Origin of the sequence: Botrimarina sp., assembly GCF_040219535.1 — a bacterium.
Taxonomy (GTDB): Bacteria; Planctomycetota; Planctomycetia; order Pirellulales; family Lacipirellulaceae; genus Botrimarina.
The window spans coordinates 17594-37015 of the sequence record NZ_JAVJSH010000016.1; the positions used below are offsets into that span (position 1 = coordinate 17594).

The following is a 19422-nucleotide window of genomic DNA, read 5'->3' on the forward strand; positions in this document are numbered from 1 at the left end:
CGGCCCCGAGCCGAGCGAGCGGCGGCGGGTTCCGGGCGCCCGGTTTCTAGTGGGATGCTCCTGCTGGCGGCTATTGAGCCGAGGGGGCCGAGGGGGCGCCGCCGACGGCCCCGCCGCGGATGCCGCGGAAGTCGGCGATCAACGCGCGGCCGTAGCCCGTGCCCGCCACCACGAGGCCCCAAGTCGCCGCCCCGACGAGCCCGACGATCAGCAACCGGACCCAAGGATTGTCGCCACTGAAGACCGCCATCGAGGCGACCGACGCGACGCCCACCACCAGCCCGAGCGCCTGCGCCATCGCGAACTCTTTCAGGGGGCCAACGATCGAGAAGGGGCTTTGCGAATGGACATAGGCGACCGCGATGGGCGTGTAAACAAACAGCGACGCGATCGCGTAGGCCGCGGCGACCCCCACCGGCCCCCACGGCAAACCACAGGCGAAAGCCGTGCACTTCACGACAGCGCTCAGCACGCCGATCGTCAGCACCGCCTTGCCGCGGCCCAGGGCGGTGAGTATCCATGTGAGGGAATGGCAGAATGGCTGCACCAAGCCGACCAGCGCGAGGCAGCGGAATATCGGGATCGACTGCTCAAAGCGAGGGCCGAGCATCGTGTCGATGACCAATTCCGCATTCAGCAGCATCAGCATCGCGAGCGGGCAGGGGAGCGACAACGCGGGGCGGAGCAGCCGCAAATAGGCGCGCTCGAACCGAGGGGCGTCGTGCGACAGGCGGCTCAACGCCGGCACCGTCACCGTGGCGAACGGCACCGTGATACGCACGATCGGCGCGAGGAACACGCGGTACGCCCGGTCGTAGTACCCCAGCGCGACATCGCCCCACTTCCAGCCGATGAGGAAGCTGTCGGCGTTCCGGCTGAGGTAATTCAGGATGCTGAAACCGGTGATCTGCGCGCCGAACGACGCCAGCTCACGCGTGCCGGTGCGGGGCTTCGGCGCGCTGGGTCTCCAGCTGCAGAAGACCCAAGCCATCGCCGCGGTGATGGCCGACGACGCGATCGGGCCGATTACCAACGCCCAGTAATCGAACTCGGTGTCGCGGTAAGCGAACGCCCAGCCCACCGCACACGCCTGGCCCGAAGCGACCGAGACGACCTGCACCGCCGACAGCGAAGCGAACATCAACTGGCGACGCAGCAACGCCGTGTGCTGCACCGACAGCCCCGCGAACACGAACGACGTGACGATCGCAAGGGTGATGCCGACCAAGCGCGGCTCGTCGAACACCCAGGCGATGAGCGGAGAAGCCGAAGCCACGACGCACGCGACCGTCAGGGCAATCAGCACGGAGATCCAGAACAGGTTCGAAACCTGCGCGGCCGTGATCCTGGGCCGCTGGATCGTGGGGAGCGAGAGCCCCGCGTCGACGAACATCGCCGCGAAGTTGGTGAACACCGTCACCATCGCGATCAAACCAAAATCCTCGGGGTCGAGGAGCCGCGCCAAGACCGGGATCGCCGCCAGGGTGGTCAGCGTCGTGATCGCCTGTGCGATCACGGTCGCCACGCCGCCCCTGACCGTTTGTCTCCGGAGGTCGCCGCTCGCGGCCGCGTCGCGGAAGTAGTCTTGGGCCATCAAGAAGTCTAGCTAGCTGCGACTGTCCACCGAGAACCGAAACAACCCGGTAGGCGAGTCGGGCGGGGGGCTCGGTGCGAAGTATGGAGAGTGCCCTGCTGGCTGAACAGTGCGGCGTAGCCCGCCGGCCGCTGAAGCGGCTATCTGACGATTTGCGGTGTCCTCGGGTTCCTTCGTCCGATCGAGAGTGCGGCTCAGCGCGGGCCCCTGCGAAACCGGGGAGGGGCGACGAGTGGGTTCGCCACCGGGGTTTCGATGGCGATCGATCGGCAACCTCTGCAACCGGACGCGATGATGGCCCGGTCCACAGTCCACGGTCCGGCCATCGCCCCGCCCAGCGCCACGAGTCCCACGGGCAATCGCCGCGCCGATCCACGGGGCCGGTCTCGTCGGCGCCGTCCGACAGGGCGGGGGAGGCCGTGGCCGTTCGCGGGCCAGCGGCTGGGCTGTTGCTGGATCGCGACAACGCGTTGCGTTTCTGCCTCGTCGGGAGCGGAGCCGGCCGGGCCGAGCGTTGGTCCGCGGGCCGCGCCGCCCGGCCGACCCCTCCCGTGGCGCGCCGATTGCGGGCGGCACGCGGCGCCCCTTATGATCGGCCGCTCAACCGGCGGAACGCCGCGGGTGCGGAGCCGATCGACGGCGCCTTCTCCACCGCGACGCTTCCGGTCCTTGCCGCTTGAAGAACCGTTGATCTTGAGCGGTTCGGCCGCTTCCAGCTCTCGCCTCTCACGAGGCCCGCCACCGTGCGAGACGCCCCATGAGTACGACCTTGGTGACCGGCGCGGCGGGCTTTATCGGGTTCCACCTCGCCCGGCGGCTGCTGGCGGAGGGCCGGCCGGTGGTGGGCGTTGACAATCTGAACGCCTACTACGACCCGGCTTTGAAGCAGGCTCGGCTGGCGGTACTGCAGCAGGACCCAAAGTTTCGCTTCATCGAGATGGAGCTGGCGGACCGCGACGGCTGCGCCGCGCTGTTCGAGGCAGGGGGCTACGAGCGGGTCGTGCACCTCGCCGCGCAGGCGGGCGTGCGGTACTCGATCGACAACCCGGCCGCGTACGTCGATGCGAACCTGGTCGCGCTGGGGAACGTGCTCGAGGGTTGCCGGCACTCGCGCTGCGAGCACCTGGTGTTCGCCTCGAGCAGCTCGGTCTACGGGGCGAACAAGAAGTCGCCGTTCTCGGTCGACGACCGGGTCGACCACCCGGTGAGCCTCTACGCCGCGACGAAGAAGGCGGGCGAGCTGATGGCCCACACGTACAGCCACCTGTACGACCTGCCGACGACTTGCCTGCGGTTCTTCACCGTGTACGGCCCTTGGGGCCGGCCCGACATGGCGGTCTACAAGTTCACCCAAGCGATGAGCGCCGGCGAGCCGATCGACGTCTACAACCGCGGGCAGATGCGCCGCGACTTCACGTACATCGACGACGTGGTCGGGGGGATCGCCGGCGTGCTCGACCTGCCGCCCAAGCGGGGCGAGCTCCGCCCGAGCGACGGCGACAGCCCGCCCGCCAGCGACGCGCCCCACCGCGTGTACAACCTGGGCAACAACAGCCCGGTTTCGCTGGAGGAGCTCATCGCCACGATCGAGGCCGCGCTGGGCGTGCAGGCCGAGCGGCGGCTGCTGCCGATGCAGCCCGGCGACGTGCCCGAGACCTACGCCGACATCGACGCGCTCACCGCCGACACGGGCTTCCGCCCGACGACGCCGCTGGCCGACGGCGTGGCTTCTTTCGTCGCGTGGTGGCGCGAGCACCACGGCGCCGCCGCGGCCCAATAGGCGCCGCCCGGCCGCCGCCCGCCGACGGAACGCCTCGGCGTTCGCCTTGCGAGCCGGTTTTCTGTGGCGCGCGGCCCCACCCCCTTCGTTTCGGGTGCTGGCGGCGCCCCGTTGCGGGGATTACCCTTCACGGGGGTCAACGGCAGCAGCGCAGGAGCGATCGAACCACGATGAGCGTGCCGCCACGAGCGATGTGGTTGATCGCGCTGATGGTCGTTTTGATCGCGCTCGCGTGGGTCCGAGAGCTCTTCTTTGCCTAGCGCGAGCCGCCATCGTGAAGCCCCGCCACGCCCGCCCCGCCGGCTCGCCGCTCCAGCGGCCGTGGTGGCGTTGGAACCTGGTGACGCTCGCGGTCGTGCTGTTCGTCGTGATGTGGGTCCGCGAGCTGACCGGCCTGCCGCCCGGCGCCTCGTTCCTAATGGTGGGCGTGGTGTTCCTTGTGTGGTGGGTCGCTCCGGCCGCGCTACTCGGTGAGCTGCCGTGGCCGCTGCCAGCGACCCTCGATCCGCCCCGCCGTGTCGGCAGCGCGGCGCCCACAGCGCGTCGGCCGCGCGGCGCCCTCTGTCGCTTCGCGGCGATCCTGATGGCCCTCGGCGGGGTGGGGTGGGCCCTCTTCGGCGGGTACTGGCTACTCGAGACGGGCTTCCGCAGGCCCGGCTGGGCGTTCTTCATGGGGATCGTCTACTCGCTGTGGCCCATGTCGCTGCAATTCGCTGCGGCGGTCGCGCTGTGGACGCTCGGCGACCTTTCCGACACGGCCCACCGGCTGCTAGAACGCGACAGCCCAAAGTTGCGGGTGCGCCGTAAAGCCGGCTCAAGCCGTACAACCGGCGGAGTCGATCCCTAAGACTAAGGCGCGGTCTGGCCACGCCGTTGGTGCTTCCCGTTCCGCTAGCGGCGCAGGCGTGGCGATGGCCGATTCCTCCGCAACGAGCCGACGCTTGTCGGGCCTGGCCGACGCGGTCGAGGCCGTCGGCGTGCGCGTTCTCGACGCGGTCGAGACGGTCGGCGCCATGGCGATCTTCTTCGCCCAGACGCTCCGCTGGCTGTTCGCCCGCTGGCCGCGGCGCCCGCTGGTTGTGGCGAGCCTGCACCAGATCGGCGTGAAGAGCCTGCCCGTGGTCGCGCTGACCGGCGCGTTCATCGGCATGGTGCTGGCGGTGCAGGCTTACTACCAGTTCCGAACGTTCGGGATGGAGACCCGCTTGGGCGTGATGATCAACCTGTCGATGTACCGCGAGCTGGGGCCGGTGCTGGCCGCCACGATGCTCGCCGGCCGGATCGGCAGCGCGATCGCCGCCGAGCTGGGCGCGATGAAGGTGACCGAGCAGATCGACGCGCTCGAGTCGATGGGCGCCAGCCCCGTGCAGCACCTGGTGGCGCCGCGCTTCCTCGCCTGCCTGGCGATGATCCCGCTGCTCACGATTGCGGCGATCGCGATGGGCGTCGTGGGCGGGGCGTTCTATTGCATCTGGGTGTTCGACGTGGACCCGTACTTCTACTTCCAGAACTCGCGCGAGGGCACCAGCGCGTGGGACATCGCCTACGGCGTGATCAAGAGCTTCTTCTTCGGCGCGGCGATCGCGATCATCAGCTGCTACCGCGGGTTCCGTTCCGGCGCGGGCGCCGACGGCGTCGGCCGCGCCGCCACGGTGGCGTTCGTGCAGTCGTTCGTCGTGATCCTGGTGCTCGACCTGTTCCTGAGCATCGCCCTGGACCGCGTGTACTACCTCGTCTGGCCGAGCGAGGCTTCCGTATGAGCGAGCCGGCCAACGCCGAGGGCGACAGCGCGGGACCGATCCTGTCGGTCGAGCGGCTCACCGTGCGCTTCGGGAAGCAAACGGTGCTCCGCGACCTGTCGATCGCCACGCCCCGCGGGCAGACGCTGGTCGTGATCGGCGAGAGCGGCAGCGGCAAGACGGTCTTCCTCAAGACGCTGATCGGGCTCGTGAAGCCCACCAAGGGCCACGTGGTGTTCGACGGGCGCCGGCTCGACTCGCTCGACGACCGCGCCCTCACCGAGGCCCGCACGCGGTTCGGCTTCGTGTTCCAACAGGCCGCGTTGTTCGACTCGGCCACGATCGAAGAGAACGTCGTGTTCCCGCTGATCGAACACCGCCGCGCGTCGGCCGACGAGGCGCGGCGGATCGCGATCGGCCGGCTGCACGACGTGGGCCTGCCCGAGTCGGTCCTCGCCAAGCGCCCCGCCGAGCTCTCCGGCGGCATGCGCAAGCGCGTCGGCTTGGCCCGCGCGTTGATGATGGAGCCGGACGTGTTGCTCTACGACGAGCCCACCACGGGCCTCGACCCGATCATGAGCGACGTCGTCAACGAGCTCATCCTGCGGAGCCGCCGCGCCCGCGAGGACCAGCAGCCGGTGACCAGCGTGGTGGTCACGCACGACATGCTCAGCGCGAAGAAGGTGGCCGACCGCATCGTGATGCTCTACCCGATCGCGCGGCTGAAGCCGGGCGAGTCGCAGGTGGTGTACGACGGGCCCCCCGACCAGATCGAGCGGTCCAGCGACCGTCGCGTGACGCAGTTCGTGCGCGGCGAGGCCGGCGACCGCATCGAAGAGCTGGCGACCGCCTGACCGCACACGCCCCGGAAACCCGCTAATCCTCGGTCGCGCTCGTAGCGAACCCCAACGCCAGCCCAACGCCTGACATGTCTACCCGCGGCCAAGAGTTTCGCGTCGGCGTCGTGACGCTGGTGATCGCCGGCGTGGCGGGGCTGCTCGCTACGCTCGGCGTCGGCGTGTCGCTGCCGTCCCTCACCGGCGAGGGCCCCTACACGATCCAGATCCGCACCGACCGCGCCCCCGGCGTGGGCCCCAACACGCCCGTTCGCAAGGACGGCGTGGTGATCGGCCGGGTCACGCGGACCGAGTTCCTCCCCACCGGCGGGGTGCTCGTCACGGCCGACATCGAGCCCGGCGCGCCGATCTACCGGGGCGACATCGCCCGGATCCGCCCGTCGAGCCTGTTCGGCGACGCCGTCATCAACTTCGCCTACGCCGACGAGCCGGGCCCGCCCGAGCAACTCGAGCCCGGCGCCACGGTCCAGGCCGTCGCGCTGCCCGACCCGGTCGAGGCGCTCACGAGCCTGCAGGTCGACGTGGGGCCGACGCTCGAGTCGATCGGCCGCGCTGCCGACTCGGTCGAGCAGCTCACGTCGCGTGTGAACAACGCGCTCGGCGACGATTTCGGCGGCGACCGGATGAACAGCTTGCTCGACCAGGTCTCTCGGGCCCTGAACGACTTCCAGCAGACGATGCAGGTCATGAACCGCACGATGACCCAAATCGACTCGCTCGCTTCCGACCCCCGCCTTCGCGAAGCGGTCGACACCGTGCCGCAGCTGCTCGCCGACGCGCAGGGCACGGTCCGCAAAGCGACCGACACGCTCGACCGGTTCGGCGTGGTCGTCGGCAGCGCCGAGACCAACCTCCGCAACCTCGAAGGCCTCACCGAACCGCTCGGCCGACGCGGACCGGAGCTCTCGGAGAAGCTGATCTCGGCGGTAGAGAACCTCGACCGCACGCTGGCCGACGCGTCGCGCTTCGTCACGGCCGTGACCGACACCCGCGGCTCGCTCAACCGGCTGCTCTCCGACCCCGAGCTGTACGACAACGTCGCCACGGTCATCTACAACGCGAACGTCGTGCTCGGCGAGTTCCACCAGCGGCTCAACGAGCTCCGCCCGGTCGTGCACAACGCGCGGGTTTTCAGCGACAAGATCGCCCGAGAGCCGGGGCGGATCATCAGCGGCGCGATCAAGCCCGAACCGATCTTGAAGTGAGGCGTGCGGCTTGACGCTTGAGGCGTGCGGCGAGGTGGCCGGGGCTGCGGCGGCTCACCGGCCCCACGCGGCGCGCCGGGTTAGTAGCCCAGCGGGGCCGCCGCGGCCGTGGGCGTGACCGCCGGCGCGGCGCCGACCGGCGTGCTGGCGCGACGCAGCTCCTCGCCGCGGGCGATGATCTCTTCGGCGGGGGCCAGTCGCTCGCGCTGCAGGTTGTAGCTCACGGTCCGCGAGTCCTCGATCCGCGCGGGCACGAGGTTCTCGCTGATGAAGTCGATGCCGGGCGTCTGGTACCAGGGGGCCGGGATCGGCTGGTTGACGGTGAGGGTCTCGTAGCCGGGCGCGCTGAGGCGGATCTCCCGCGTGCCGTAGTACACGTAGTCGAGCGAGCAGGGCGTCGTGCCGATCCGCTGGTTGTCCACGTGCACCAACGCGCCGGGCGGGTTGCTGCGGACCGTCAGCCGGCGGCGTACGCACCCGGTGGTGGCGGCTATCACCACCGGCAGGATCAACGCGACCCGCGCTAGTCGGCTTACCCGCAATCGACTCGGCATGCTCGGAGACCCACACGGCGGAACAAGGGGCCGCGGAGCGTAGCCGCCGCGGCCCGATCCCGCGAGGCCAATCGGCCATTGCCTGTCGCCCCGCGGCAAGGCGGGCTAGGATGCTGTGGGAGCCGCGTATGCCAGAGAATCCGCCAGAAACGCCAGCTTTCGCCGTCCACGCCGTCGGCCTGTCGGACGTGGGCATGCGCCGGGCCGCTAACCAAGACGCCGTCGCCATCTGGAGCCGGGCCGGAGCGGGCCCCGGGGAGCCGATCGCCGGCGACGCGCTGCTGCTGGTGGCCGACGGCATGGGGGCCCACGCGGCGGGCGAGCTGGCGAGCCAGATGGCGGCCGAGACCATCCCCCACTGCTACGCGAAATCGGCGGCCGAAGCCGCGCCGGCCGCGTTGCGGCAGGCGATCCGCGAGGCCAACCGCCGGATCCACGCGAAGGGCCAGTCCTCGCCCGACCTGGTCGGCATGGGCACCACGTGCAGCTGCTTGGTCGTCACCCACGGGGCCGCCCTGCTGGGCCACGTGGGCGACAGCCGAGTTTACCGCTTGCGGGGCCCGGTGCTCGAGCAGCTCACGTTCGATCACAGCCTCGTCTGGGAGATGGCGGCCACCACCAACGTGTCGCACGACAAGGTCCCATCGTTCATCCCCAAGAACGTGATCACCCGTTCGCTAGGCCCCCACGATACCGAGTCGCTGATCGTCGACCTGGAAGGCCCGCACCCCCTCGAAGACGGCGACACGTTCCTCGTGTGCAGCGACGGCCTGACCGGCGTGGTCGACGACGCGTTGGCCGCCGGCGTGCTCGCCGCGTTGCCGCCGCGCGAGGCGGCTCAGACGCTCATCGACCTCGCGAACCTCCGCGGCGGGCCGGACAACATCTCGGTGATCGTCGCCCGGGCAGAATGCCTCGCGGGCAAGCAGTGCGTCCCCCAGCCGTGTCGCCGGCGCAGCACCGAGAGCACCGTGCTGACCGGCTGCGTGGCCGCCGGCTGCGCCGTCGCCGGTGTGCTGTTTTGGCTGTGGGGCAACCTGACCGGCATGCTGCTGGCGGCGTTCGGGCTCGGGGCGGCGGTCGCCCTCTACTGGTTGCCCGGCGGCAAGGGCAAGCGGTCCAACGGGGCGCGGTTGGTCGGAGGCCCCTACGGCAACGGGCCGTACCGCCGGACCGAGTGCGGCGACTTCTCCGACGCGTCGGCCACGATGGGCAAGATGGTCAAGGAGCTTGCCTCGCTCGACGCCCGCGCCAAAGACCCGCCCGAAGCGGCCCCGTCCGACGCGCCGGCCGCGGGCGCCGCCGGGGCCAACGGCTGCCCGGCCGACGACGGCGCCACGCCCACCTTCCAAGGCGGGTTGTCGATCGATTGGTCGCCCCACCGAGAGACCCAAGCGGCGGCCGACGCCGCGCACGACGCGGGCGACTGCCGCCGGTCGATCGCGCTGTACGCCGAGATCATCCGCTCGGTCATCAACTCGGCCTGCGACGACAGCACGACCCACCGGTACAAAGCCAAGGCCCCCACCGCCCGGTAGCCGCCCCGGCAAGGGCCGCGCTGCGTGCGCAGCGCCGCCGCTGGCAGCGAGCGGCGGCCCGCTGCACGCCGGGCAACACCCGGCCAAGCCCCATGATCGAGCTCCGCCGGGTCGCCCTCCACGCCGGAGCGTTCCGGCTCGAACAGATCGACCTGCGGCTCGAGCGGGGTGAACGGGCGCTGTTGCTCGGGCCTTCCGGCGCGGGGAAGACCTCGCTGCTCGAGGCCATCTGCGGGCTCCGGCCCGTGGCGGCCGGCGCGATCACGGTCGATGGCCTCGACGTCAGCCGCACGCCGCCGTCGCGCTTGTCGATCGGCTACCTGCCGCAAGACAACGCGCTGTTCGACACGATGAGCGTGCGCGAGAACCTCGGCTATGCGCTGCGCCGCCGAGGTTGGCCGAGACCCCGATCGGAGGAGCGTGTCGAGGAAGTCGCGGGCTTGCTCGGCTTGTCGGGGCTGCTCGACCGCCGGCCGGGCGCCCTCTCCGGCGGCGAGGCGCGCCGTGTGGCCCTCGGGCGGGCGATCGCTTTCGGCCCGAGTGCGCTGCTGCTCGACGAGCCGCTCACGGGCCTCGACGAGGCGACCCGCGCCGGCGTGGTCGACGCGCTGCAAGCCGCCGCCGAGTCGACGGGCGCCACGGTCATCCACGTGAGCCACGACCCACGCGACGCCGACACACCCGCCCGGCGGCTGCGGCTCGCCGAGGGCCGGCTTGTCGACGAGCGAGCGGCGGCTAGTCGGCGTGGGCCGGGCGGGTGAGTTGGGGCCCAACAAGCAGGCCGGCCGCGGCGCCGGGGCGGATCAGCAACCGCGTCGCGATTAGCACGCCGACGGCTAGGCCGATCATCAGCAAGCTCACCGCGAGCGCCGCCCCCAGGTCGCCGGCTTGCAGCTCCAGGTAGATGGTGGTTGGGAGGACCTCGGTCCGCATCCGCGTGGCGCTGGCGAACACGAGGATCGGGCCGAATTCGCCCAGCGCCCTCGACCAGCTGATCGTGGCGGCGGTCAGCAAGCCGACGCGGGCTTGGGGCAGGGCGACGGTCCAGAACGCGGTCGAGCGGCTCGCTCCGAGCGTCAGCGCGACCTTCTCTTGGCGGTCGGAGATCTGGTCGAACGCGGCCCGCATGGTGCGAACCGCGAACGCACACGCCACGACAAACTGGGCGAGCACAACGGCCGGCGCTTCGTACACGACCGCGTCGCTCAGCCAGGAGAAGGGCGGGTGCTTGAACAGGATCAACAGGCTCACGCCGATCACCAGCGGCGGCGCCACGATCGGGATGTCGAACACCGCGTCGGCGACCGCCACCAGCTTGCTGCGCCACGCGTTGGGCGCGCCGCTTGCCCGCGCCGAGCAGCGCGACAGCAGGTAGCCGGTCGGCGTGGCGACGAGCACGCTCAGCGCCGCGGCGAGCGTGGCCGTCGTCAGGCTCAGCCCGAACGCGAAGCGGACTTCCTTGCTCGACACCACCCGCAGGATGTCGCTCCAACTCGTATAGCTCAGGTCGGCGAGCAGCAGCAGCACGACGAGCAGGAAGTACCCCGCGGCCGCCAACGCCAGCAGGCTGTAGAAGGCCAAGTCGCCGATCGTCGTCGCGCCGCGGGTCATCGCGTCTCGGTTGGCCGCCTGTGAAGCCACCGCCGGCTGGGCCTACACGGTTTCCGGGGTCGGGTGTTCCCACGGCGAGCGGTACGCGCGGGCGAGGCCCTCGTTCGCCTGCGGGTCGTCGACGACACGGCCCGCCGCCGCGTCCCACTGCAGGCCGCGGCCGAGCCGCATCGACAGGTTGGCGAGCAAGCAGCACGCGGTCGAGATGTGCCCCTCCTCGATATCGGCCGCCGGCCGCCGCTGCTCGGTGCGGGCGGCGAGGAAGTCGCGCAGGTGCGCCCTGGTGCCCGACGCGGCGAAGAGCTCGGTCTCTTGGTGTTGCTTGTCTTCGGGGAACTCGTCGGACTCGTCGAGCCAGTCGCCGTGCTCCGGCTCGCCGTTCTTAGGCTGGTAGTCCCACGAGTGGATGCTCAACCTCAGCGTGCCGTTCTCGCCGAACAAGGTCGCGCCCCAGCGGTACTGGGGGTCGGGCGGCAGGCCCCAATCGCGCTGGGTCCAAATGACCTGCGTGTGGCCGAAGTCGAACTGCGCGTTCTGTGTGTCGTGCACGTTGACGTTCGAGTCGGCCGGCGCGACCAGCCGGCCGCCGGTGGCCGAGATGCGGCGTGGCCACCCGAGGCCGAGGAACTGCCGCACGACGTCCAGGAAGTGGACGCACAGGTCGCCCGTCTTGCCGTTGGAGAACTCGCCGCACGCGCGCCAGCTGCGTGGGTGGATCTTCGGCGAGTAGTCGCGCCAGCTGGCGGGCCCCACGTACCGCTCCCAGTCCAGGTGTTCCGGCGGCTCGGTCGGCGGTGGGAACTCGCCGGGGCGGCCGTAGTAGGCGTAGACCTCGGCGTGGTGGATTCCTCCAATTTTCCCGCTGTCGACGAAACGCTTTTTTGCGTCGAGCAGGTGCGGCGTGCTGCGGCGTTGCAGGCCGACCTGGACCGTGCGGCCGTACTTTCGGGCCGCCGCAACCATGGCTTGCCCCTCGACCACGTCGTAGCTGATCGGCTTCTGCACGTACACGTCGGCGCCGGAGCGGACCGCGTCGATCATCGGCAGGCAGTGCCAGTGGTCGGGGGTCGCCACCAGCACGACCTCAGGCCCCTCGCGGCGGAGCATCTCGAGGTGGTCGCCGTAGGTCGGGGGCCGTTTGCCCGAGGTTTGCCGCTGGGCGATCAGGCTGGCCGCCGCGTCGAGCATCTGGCGGTCGACGTCGCAAAGCCCGACGACCTCCACCGGCGCGACCTGCATCAGGTGCAGCAAGTCGGTCTTGCCGTACCACCCCGCGCCGATCAGTCCCACCCGCAGCGGGCGAGCGGCGGGCGTCGCCGCGAGCAGGGGCGACGCGGCCGACGCCGCGGCCCCGCTGAGGAACACGCGTCGATTCATAGGTCAATCCGAGGAGGTGTCGTCCGGCGGCGAGCAGCGGCGTTCCGCCCGTTCCTGCAGCGAAACCCTGACGTGCGGTTGTAGCAAACAACCGCCGCAGGGGGTATTCTCGGCGGTCCCTGGACCCATTGCGACCGTTGGAGGAAGCCGCGTGCCCGATGATCGGTACATGCTCAAGCTGTACGTGACAGACATCACGCCCGCGATCCAGCGAGCGATCGAAACGCTCCGCAATCTCTGCGACGACGAGATGTCGGGCTGCTACGACTTCGAGGTAATCGACATCCGCGAGCGTCCTCAGCTCGCCGAGGACGAGCGGATCCTGGCGGTGCCCACGCTCGTGAAAGAGTTGCCTCCCCCCATCCGGCGGTTAATAGGCGACCTCTCGGACCGCGAGAAGGTCTTGCTCGGTCTGGACTTGTTGCCGTCGAAGCAGCTCGGTTAGCGACCCGATCGCGACCGCCGCCGCGGCGACCCGACCGCACAGCGAAAGCCCAACCCGTCTGCCATGCCGAACGACGCGTATTCCCCGTGGCAGAGCGACACCAGCGCAGGCATCCCACGTTTAGAGACCGGCGTGCCCGGGGTGGATGACCTCACCGGCGGGGGGATCCCGCTCGGCCGCCCGACGTTGGTCTGCGGCACGTCCGCCAGCGGCAAGACCGTCTTCACGGTCCAGTTCCTGGCGGCCGGGATCGAGAAGTGCGATAGCCCCGGCGTGTTCGTCGCGTTCGAAGAAACGCCCGATGACGTCCGCGAGAACATGGCCGGGTTCGGCTGGGACATCCCCGCGTGGGAGGCCCGGGGCAGGTGGCGATTCGTGTCGGCCGGCCTGATGCCCGACGAAGAAGAGCAGCTCGTCAACGGCAACTTCAACCTCGAAGGCCTGCGGGTCCGCATCCGCTACGCGGTCGAGAAAGCCGGCGCGAAGCGGGTCGCGCTCGACTCGCTCGCGGCCCTCTTCACACGCTTCCCCGACCCCGGAACGGTCCGCCGCGAGCTGTTCCGGATGACGTCGATGCTCAAAGAGATGAACGTCACCTCGCTGCTCACCACCGAGCTGCTTCAGGCGCACGGCGACGTCACGCGCTTCGAGGTCGAGGAGTACGTGGCCGACGCGGTGATCATGCTGCGCAACCACCCGTCGGTCGTTCGGCGCCGCCGCACGATCGAGGTGCTCAAGCTCCGCGGCGGCGCGCACAGCACGGGCGAGCACGCTTTCTCGATCAGCTCGGGCGGCATCCACGTGACGCCGATCGGGTCGATGACGCTCGACCAGCCATCGACCAACCGCCGGGTCTCGTCCGGGTCGAAGGAACTCGACGACATGTGCAGCGGCGGGTTCTTCCAAGACTCGGTCACGATCGTGTCCGGCGCGACGGGCGCCGGCAAGACGCTCACCGCCATGCAGTTCCTGAAAGGCGCGGCCGAGGCGGGCGACAAGGCGCTGTTCCTCGGCTTCGAAGAGAGCCGCCCGCAGTTGGTGCGCAACGCCGCGAGCTGGGGGATCGACCTGGAGGCGATGGAGCAGAACGACCGGCTGCGGATCTATTGCCAGTTGCCCGAGTCGGTCAGCCTGGAGCAGCACTTGGTGTCGATCCAACGCGCGATCGACCAGTTCCAGCCGCAACGGATCGTGGTCGACAGCATCACCGCGATGAAACGGGTGGCCGCAATCGACCGCTACCGCGACTTCGTGCTCGGCCTGACCTCGTTGATCAAGACGCGTCAAATCGCGGGGCTCTACACCTCCACGACCGACGACCTGTACGGCGTGACCACCGTCACGGAGCAGAACATCTCGACACTGACGGATGCTATCATCCTGCTGAGGTACGTGGAGCTCGATTCCGGGGTTGCCCGCGGCCTGACGGTGTTAAAAATGCGAGGGTCGGCCCACGACAAGTCGATCCGGCGGTTCGAGATCACCGGCGAGGGGATGAAGATCGGCGAGCCCTTCAACACGCCCAGCGGCATCCTCGGAGCGAGGGTCACGGATGAATAGCCCGCCCCGCCCCATCGCCAGCCTACCGCAGATGACCCTCGCAGGCCGCAGGCTCAAGTTGCTTTCGGCCGAGTCGCCCGAGGCCGCCGCCGTGCGAGAGTGCCTGGAGCGAGCCGGGGCCGACAGCGAACTCATCGAGTCCGTCCGGCCGGGCGAAGACACGCCGCTCGAGTGCGACGCGCTGATCATGGTCTGCTCGGACGGGCACGATCCCCCGGCGGTGAACGACTTCTGCGAGCCGGTCATCGCCGTCTACGAACCCCAGCAGCAAGCCACCGCCGAGCGGCTGCTGCAGCAGGGCGCGCAAGACGCACTGCCCATCGCCGAGGCGACGCCCGGCGCGTTGCTCAGGTCGATCGTGCACGCGATCGACCGGCACACGCTCAAGGACGAACTCCGCCGCCAGAACGCGCGCCTGCAAAGCGTGATCGACGCCAACGCCGACGGCGTGCTGGTGATCGACCCGGAGAGCCGGATCGTGTTCCTCAACCCGGCGGCCGAGCGGTTGCTCGAGCGGCCGGCCGCGTCGCTGCTGGGCTACGACTTCGGCTACCCGGTGCTCTCGGGCGAGCACACCGAGATCGAGCTGAACCCGCCCGGCAAGAATCCGATCACCGCGGAACTGCGCTGCTCGCACATCGTCTTCGAAGGGCGGTCGTGCCGGCTGGTCTCGCTGAGGGACATCTCCGCACGGAAAGAGGCCGAGCGGCAGGCGCTGCGGTACCGGCGGCGCGTCGAGCGGCTGACGCGGCAGCTCTCCCAGGCCGAGGAGCGCGAACGCCGCCGCCTGGCGCGGATCTTGCACGACGAGCTGCAGCAGTCGCTCGTGGCCACGCGGATGACCCTCATGCTGGTCGACAGCACGATCGATCAACCCGAGGCCCAAGCCGAGATCGCCGCCGCCTGCGAGTACATCGACGAGGCGACGCGCACCTGCCGGCTGCTCACGGCCGAGCTCACGCCGACGATCCTCGACGACCTGGGCCTCGTGCCGGCCGTGGAGAAGCTCTGCCGACTGCACCGCGAGCGGTTCAGCGTGCGGGTCACGCTGCGGGCCGACGCGTCGCTCCGGGTGGACGACGAGTCCCTGCGTTCGTTCCTGTTCCAGTGCGTTCGCGAGCTGCTCTTCAACACGGCCAAGCACGCGCAGGGGGCCGACGTGACGGTCGAGATCCTCTCGACGAGCGACAGCCTGAGGATCGTCTGCTCCGACGACGGGCCCGGCTTCGCCACCGACCAACTCGACGCCCGGGCCGACGACGACGTCGGCGGCTTCGGCCTGTTCCAGATCCGCCAGCGGCTGGAGCACTACGGCGGCGGCATGCGGGTCGTCAGCCGTCCCGGCGCGGGGGCCCGGTTCGAGATCACCGTGCCGCACCAATCGGCCGCTCCGGCCTCCGAGCGGGAGCCCTCCGACTCGCCGCCGCGTGCCCCAGCCGACAGGGTCCGCGTCGTGTTGATCGAAGACTCGCGGTCGGTGCGACACCTGTTCACCCGGCTGCTCAGCCGCGAGGCGGGCGTCGACGTGATCGCCGCCGCCGCCACGGGTGAAGAGGGCTTCCGGGTGGTGACCGAGACCGAGCCCGACGTGGTGCTCTGCGACGTGTCGCTGCCGGACATCAACGGCGTCGAACTGGTCAAACGCCTCGTGGCCGCGCGGCCGGCGACCCGCGTGTTCGGGCTCTCGATGCACGAGCCGGCCGACATCGCCGACGCGATGATCGCCGCCGGCGCGACCGGCTACTTCAGGAAAGACGAGCCCATCGAAGCGATCGTCGCCGCGGTGCTCAAGAAATAGACCCCGGCGAACCGCGAGGCCTGCCTTAGCGCCGGACCGACGGCGCGCCGCCGGCGGGCGCAAGGTCGGGGAACGCTTCGGCGAGCGGCGCCGGATCGTCATAGCGGGCCTGCAGCCGCAGCAACACGGCGAACAACGACCGCACGCGGTCGCTCTGTTCCGGTTCGTCGGCGAGGTCCCTGGTCTCCCGCGGGTCCTCGGCCACGTGGTACAGCCGCACGGTCGGGACCGCGGGGTACGCGATCAGTTTCCACCCATCGCGCGTGACCGAGCGCTGCAGCTCGCGGTACGCGCCGTAGATCGCTTCGTGCTCGCTCCGGCGGTCGGGGTCTCCGACGAGCGGCAGCAGGCTCGGGAACGCGTCGCCGGGCAGGGCCGGCGCGCCGGCCAGCTCGAGCGTCGTCGGGTTGACCGATTGCAGGTAAACCGGCTGGTCGCGCCGCTCGCCGGCCGGCACGCCGGGGCCAACGACGATCAGCGGGACCCGCACGCTGTGGTCGTACAGGTTCTGCTTGCCCATCAGGCCGTGTCGGCCGACCGCCAGGCCGTGGTCGGCGGTGAAGACGACCCAGGTGTCGTCGGCCTCGCCCGAGTGCACGAGCGCCTCGAGCACGCGGCCGACCTGCTCGTCGGTGTGCGTGATGAGCGCGTGGTACTCGCGCCGGTGCACACGCACCGCGTGCTCGGTCCGTGGGAACGGGCCCAGGCGTTCGTCGCGGTGGGTGCGGCCGCAGCCGATGGCCTCGTTGTAGGGGTACTCGGCGGCGAACGGCTCGGGCGTGGCGACCCGGTCGAGGGGGTACCGCTCGAGGCATTCCGTCGGGGCCTGACGCGGGTCGTGCGGCGCGTTGAAGGCCACTTGCAAAAAGAACGGCCGCTCGCGCCGGGCCGCGCCGCCAAGGTACTCGACCGCCTCGTCGGCGAGGACCTCGCTCCAGTGGCGGCCCCCTTGCCAGAAGCCGCCGAGCGACCGGTCGTCCGACCGCCACGGGTCGGGGCCCTCGGCAGGCGGGCGGTTGTAGGCGGACTCGACCGTCGGCGGCATGCCCGGCCGGACCGTGCCGACGGTGTCGAAAGCCTCGTGCGGGTCGAACGGCAGGTGCCACTTGCCCGCGAAGAACGTGTGGTAGCCCGCGCGCCGCAGGCGGTTGGACCACAGGTTTTTCTCTTGGAAGCCGCTCCGGTCGCCCTCGTGGATCTCGTGCGCGTCCCACAGGAAGCGGCCCGTGTTCAGCATCGTGCGGCTGGGAACGCAAACCGCCCCCGTCCACGAGCCGGGGTTGTACGCGCGCGTGAACACCACGCCCCGTTCGGCGAGCCGGTCCAGGTGGGGCGTATCGACGCCGTCGTGCTCGCCGGGAAGGACCGCGTCGAAGGCGAGGTCGTCGGCGAAGAGGAACAGCACGTTCGGCCGCTCGCCGCCGGCGGCGGCGGCCGACAACGCTAGCGCGAGCAGGCTGAACAGGCGAGTCATCGACGCGCGCACCGGAGAAGGTGTGACAGTTGGGATCAACGCCAGAGCCTCGGGCGTCAGCCCGGCGAGTGTGTCACCGATCGTCCGGCGCGCCGCTCCCCGGGCTGACGCCCCGGGGCTCTGTCGCCAAAGACCGCCAGCGGTCCCTTACGGCGCCGCGACCGTGCGCTGGGTTTGCTCGCCGAGGCCTTCGATCCCCAGGCGCATCTGTTGGCCCGGCTTCAGGTACACCTGCGGCTTCTGGCCCAGCCCCACCCCCGGCGGTGTGCCGGTCGAGAGGATGTCGCCGGGCTGCAGCGACATGAACTGGCTGAGGTAGCTCACCAGCTTCGCCACGCCGAACACCATCGTGCTGGTCGAGCCGTCTTGGTAGCGGTGGCCGTCGACCTCCAGCCACAGGCCGAGGTTCTGTGGGTCGGGGGCCTCGTCGCGGGTGACAAGGTAGGGCCCGATGGGAGCGAACGTGTCACAGCTCTTGCCTTTGACCCACTGGCCGAGCCGCTCGAGCTGGAACTCGCGTTCCGACAGGTCGTTCACCACGCAGTAGCCGGCCACGTGGTCGAGGGCCTCCTCCTCGGAAACGTATTTCGCCGTCGAACCGATCACGACGCCGAGCTCGACCTCCCAGTCGGTCTTCTCCGAGCGGCGCGGGATTTCGACGTCGTCGTTCGGGCCGACGATGGCGCTGGTGGCCTTCATGAACACGACCGGCTCGGCGGGGACCTCCATGCCGCTCTCCGCGGCGTGGTCGGCGTAGTTCAGCCCGATACAGAGGAACTTTCCCACGCCGGCCACGCAGGGCCCGAGCCGCACGGGCTCGTCGACCGGGTCGAGCGAGCCGGCGTCGAGCTCCGCGAGCCGCGCGAGCGAATCAGGGCCGAGCGCCGCGCCGGCCAGGTCGTCGATCACGCCCGCAAGGGAACGGATGCGGCCATCGGAGTCGACTAGCCCGGGCTTCTCTTGTCCTGGTGGGCCGTAGCGGAGCAGTTTCATCTTGGGTGGCTTTGGCTGGCAGAGTGAGGTTTAGCGGCAGAGTGTGGTTTAGCGGCAGAGTGAGGTTTAGCGGCAGAGTGAGGTGAGGGGCGAGGGGCTACATGCACCACCCGCCGTCGATCACGTGGATCGCGCCGGTGGTGTACGCCGACTCGTCCGACGCGAGGTACACCGCCAGCTCGGCGATCTCCTCGGGCGTGCCGAGGCGTCCCATCGGTTGGCGGTCGATGAACGACTGCCGCACCGCGTCGTAGTCGCCGCCCTGGGCTTTGATGCGCCGCTGGAGCGAGGGGGACTCGACCGTGCCGGGGCAGATCGCGTTGGCGCGGATCCCCTTGCCGACGAAGTCGGCCGCGACGGCTTTCGTCAGGCCGATGACGGCCGCCTTGGTGGCGCCGTAGACGAAGCGGTTCGGCACGCCGCGCACGCTCGACGCGACGCTCGCCACGTACACGAGGCTCCCGCCCCCCCGCTGGAGCATGCCCGGCAGCACGGCCTTGGTCAGGCGGTACGCGCTGGTCACGTTCAGGTCGAACGAGAACGACCAATCCTCTTCGCCGCAGTCGAGGATCGTGCCGTGGTGCACAAACCCCGCGCAGCTGAACAGCACGTCCAGCGGCCCCGAGTCGGCCGCCACACGCTCGATCGCCGAAGCGTCGCGCGCGTCGAGCACCGCGGTCTGGACGCCCGGCGCGGCCGCGGCCAGCGACTCCAGCGCGCCGGCGTCGATGTCCGTCGCCACGACGCTCGCCCCCTCGCGCGCGAAGGCCAACGCGGTCGCGCGGCCGATCCCTTGCCCCGCGGCCGTGAGCAGCGCGCGCTTCCCTTGGAGTCGATCTGACATGTCGAGTGGTGAGGCGTGAGTTGTGAGTTGTGAGTTGTGAGTTGCTGCCCGCT

General features: G+C 70.2%; 17 protein-coding genes. 10 read left to right on the forward strand and 7 right to left on the reverse strand.

Going from position 1 to position 19422, the window contains the following annotated elements:
* Positions 1-70: 70 nt before the first annotated feature.
* Positions 71-1594 (reverse strand): lipopolysaccharide biosynthesis protein, encoded by a 1524-nt coding sequence (locus RIC11_RS08050; protein WP_350210102.1) that lies wholly within the window; start codon positions 1592-1594, stop codon positions 71-73.
* A 757-nt stretch (positions 1595-2351) separates the two neighbouring features.
* Between RIC11_RS08050 and RIC11_RS08055 the strand changes: the two genes are divergently transcribed.
* The 5 genes from RIC11_RS08055 to RIC11_RS08075 all read left to right on the forward strand — a co-directional run bounded on the left by RIC11_RS08055 (position 2352) and on the right by RIC11_RS08075 (position 7175).
* Entirely contained in the window at positions 2352-3374 is a 1023-nt protein-coding gene (locus RIC11_RS08055; RefSeq protein WP_350210104.1) for an NAD-dependent epimerase, read from the forward strand.
* Positions 3375-3648: 274 nt separating this feature from the next.
* Positions 3649-4221 (forward strand): hypothetical protein, encoded by a 573-nt coding sequence (locus RIC11_RS08060; RefSeq protein ID WP_350210106.1) that lies wholly within the window; start codon positions 3649-3651, stop codon positions 4219-4221.
* 64 nt (positions 4222-4285) lie between these two features.
* The gene (locus RIC11_RS08065) at positions 4286-5134 is read left to right on the forward strand and encodes an MlaE family ABC transporter permease (protein WP_350210108.1); all 849 of its coding nucleotides are present in this window, start codon (positions 4286-4288) and stop codon (positions 5132-5134) included.
* Positions 5131-5967, forward strand: a complete 837-nt coding sequence (locus RIC11_RS08070) for an ABC transporter ATP-binding protein (protein ID WP_350210110.1) — start codon at positions 5131-5133, stop codon at positions 5965-5967. Before RIC11_RS08065 ends, RIC11_RS08070 begins: the two co-directional genes overlap by 4 nt.
* Before the next feature lie 74 nt (positions 5968-6041).
* Positions 6042-7175, forward strand: a complete 1134-nt coding sequence (locus tag RIC11_RS08075; protein WP_350210112.1) for an MlaD family protein — start codon at positions 6042-6044, stop codon at positions 7173-7175.
* An 80-nt stretch (positions 7176-7255) separates the two neighbouring features.
* Here RIC11_RS08075 and RIC11_RS08080 read toward each other — a convergent pair whose 3' ends face one another.
* A complete protein-coding gene (locus RIC11_RS08080) occupies positions 7256-7729 on the reverse strand; it encodes a PEGA domain-containing protein (RefSeq protein ID WP_350210114.1) in 474 nt (157 codons plus the stop codon).
* Between the two features lie 128 nt (positions 7730-7857).
* Here RIC11_RS08080 and RIC11_RS08085 point away from each other — a divergent pair, with 128 nt between their 5' ends.
* On the forward strand, positions 7858-9267 hold the full coding sequence (locus tag RIC11_RS08085) for a PP2C family protein-serine/threonine phosphatase (RefSeq protein WP_350210116.1): 1410 nt from the start codon (positions 7858-7860) through the stop codon (positions 9265-9267).
* Between the two features lie 92 nt (positions 9268-9359).
* Positions 9360-10028 carry an ATP-binding cassette domain-containing protein gene (locus tag RIC11_RS08090; protein WP_350210118.1) on the forward strand — a complete coding sequence of 223 codons (669 nt, stop codon included), beginning with the start codon at positions 9360-9362 and terminating at the stop codon, positions 10026-10028.
* On the opposite strand, the gene RIC11_RS08095 is transcribed toward RIC11_RS08090, so the two are convergent.
* Together RIC11_RS08095 and RIC11_RS08100 are read right to left on the reverse strand one after the other, a co-directional pair.
* On the reverse strand, positions 10003-10878 hold the full coding sequence (locus tag RIC11_RS08095) for an ABC transporter permease (RefSeq protein WP_350210119.1): 876 nt from the start codon (positions 10876-10878) through the stop codon (positions 10003-10005). The genes RIC11_RS08090 and RIC11_RS08095 overlap by 26 nt on opposite strands.
* A gap of 42 nt (positions 10879-10920) precedes the next feature.
* Positions 10921-12255, reverse strand: a complete 1335-nt coding sequence (locus tag RIC11_RS08100) for a Gfo/Idh/MocA family protein (protein ID WP_350210121.1) — start codon at positions 12253-12255, stop codon at positions 10921-10923.
* Positions 12256-12406: 151 nt separating this feature from the next.
* On the opposite strand from RIC11_RS08100, the gene kaiB reads away from it, so the two are divergent.
* The 3 genes from kaiB (at position 12407) to RIC11_RS08115 (ending at position 16058) form a co-directional block, all read left to right on the forward strand.
* Positions 12407-12700, forward strand: a complete 294-nt coding sequence (kaiB, locus tag RIC11_RS08105; protein WP_350210123.1) for a circadian clock protein KaiB — start codon at positions 12407-12409, stop codon at positions 12698-12700.
* Positions 12701-12763: 63 nt separating this feature from the next.
* Positions 12764-14260, forward strand: coding sequence for a circadian clock protein KaiC (gene kaiC / locus RIC11_RS08110; protein ID WP_350210125.1), 1497 nt, complete (start codon positions 12764-12766; stop codon positions 14258-14260).
* On the forward strand, positions 14253-16058 hold the full coding sequence (locus tag RIC11_RS08115) for a response regulator (RefSeq protein ID WP_350210126.1): 1806 nt from the start codon (positions 14253-14255) through the stop codon (positions 16056-16058). The genes kaiC and RIC11_RS08115 overlap by 8 nt, the downstream gene beginning before the upstream one ends.
* Before the next feature lie 25 nt (positions 16059-16083).
* Here RIC11_RS08115 and RIC11_RS08120 read toward each other — a convergent pair whose 3' ends face one another.
* The 3 genes from RIC11_RS08120 to RIC11_RS08130 form a co-directional block, all read right to left on the reverse strand.
* Positions 16084-17532: a sulfatase family protein gene (locus RIC11_RS08120; protein WP_350210128.1), complete on the reverse strand. Its 1449-nt coding sequence runs from the start codon at positions 17530-17532 to the stop codon at positions 16084-16086.
* A gap of 147 nt (positions 17533-17679) precedes the next feature.
* Entirely contained in the window at positions 17680-18525 is an 846-nt protein-coding gene (locus RIC11_RS08125) for a fumarylacetoacetate hydrolase family protein (protein ID WP_350210130.1), read from the reverse strand.
* A gap of 97 nt (positions 18526-18622) precedes the next feature.
* A complete protein-coding gene (locus tag RIC11_RS08130; RefSeq protein WP_350210132.1) occupies positions 18623-19369 on the reverse strand; it encodes an SDR family oxidoreductase in 747 nt (248 codons plus the stop codon).
* Positions 19370-19422 lie beyond the last annotated feature (53 nt).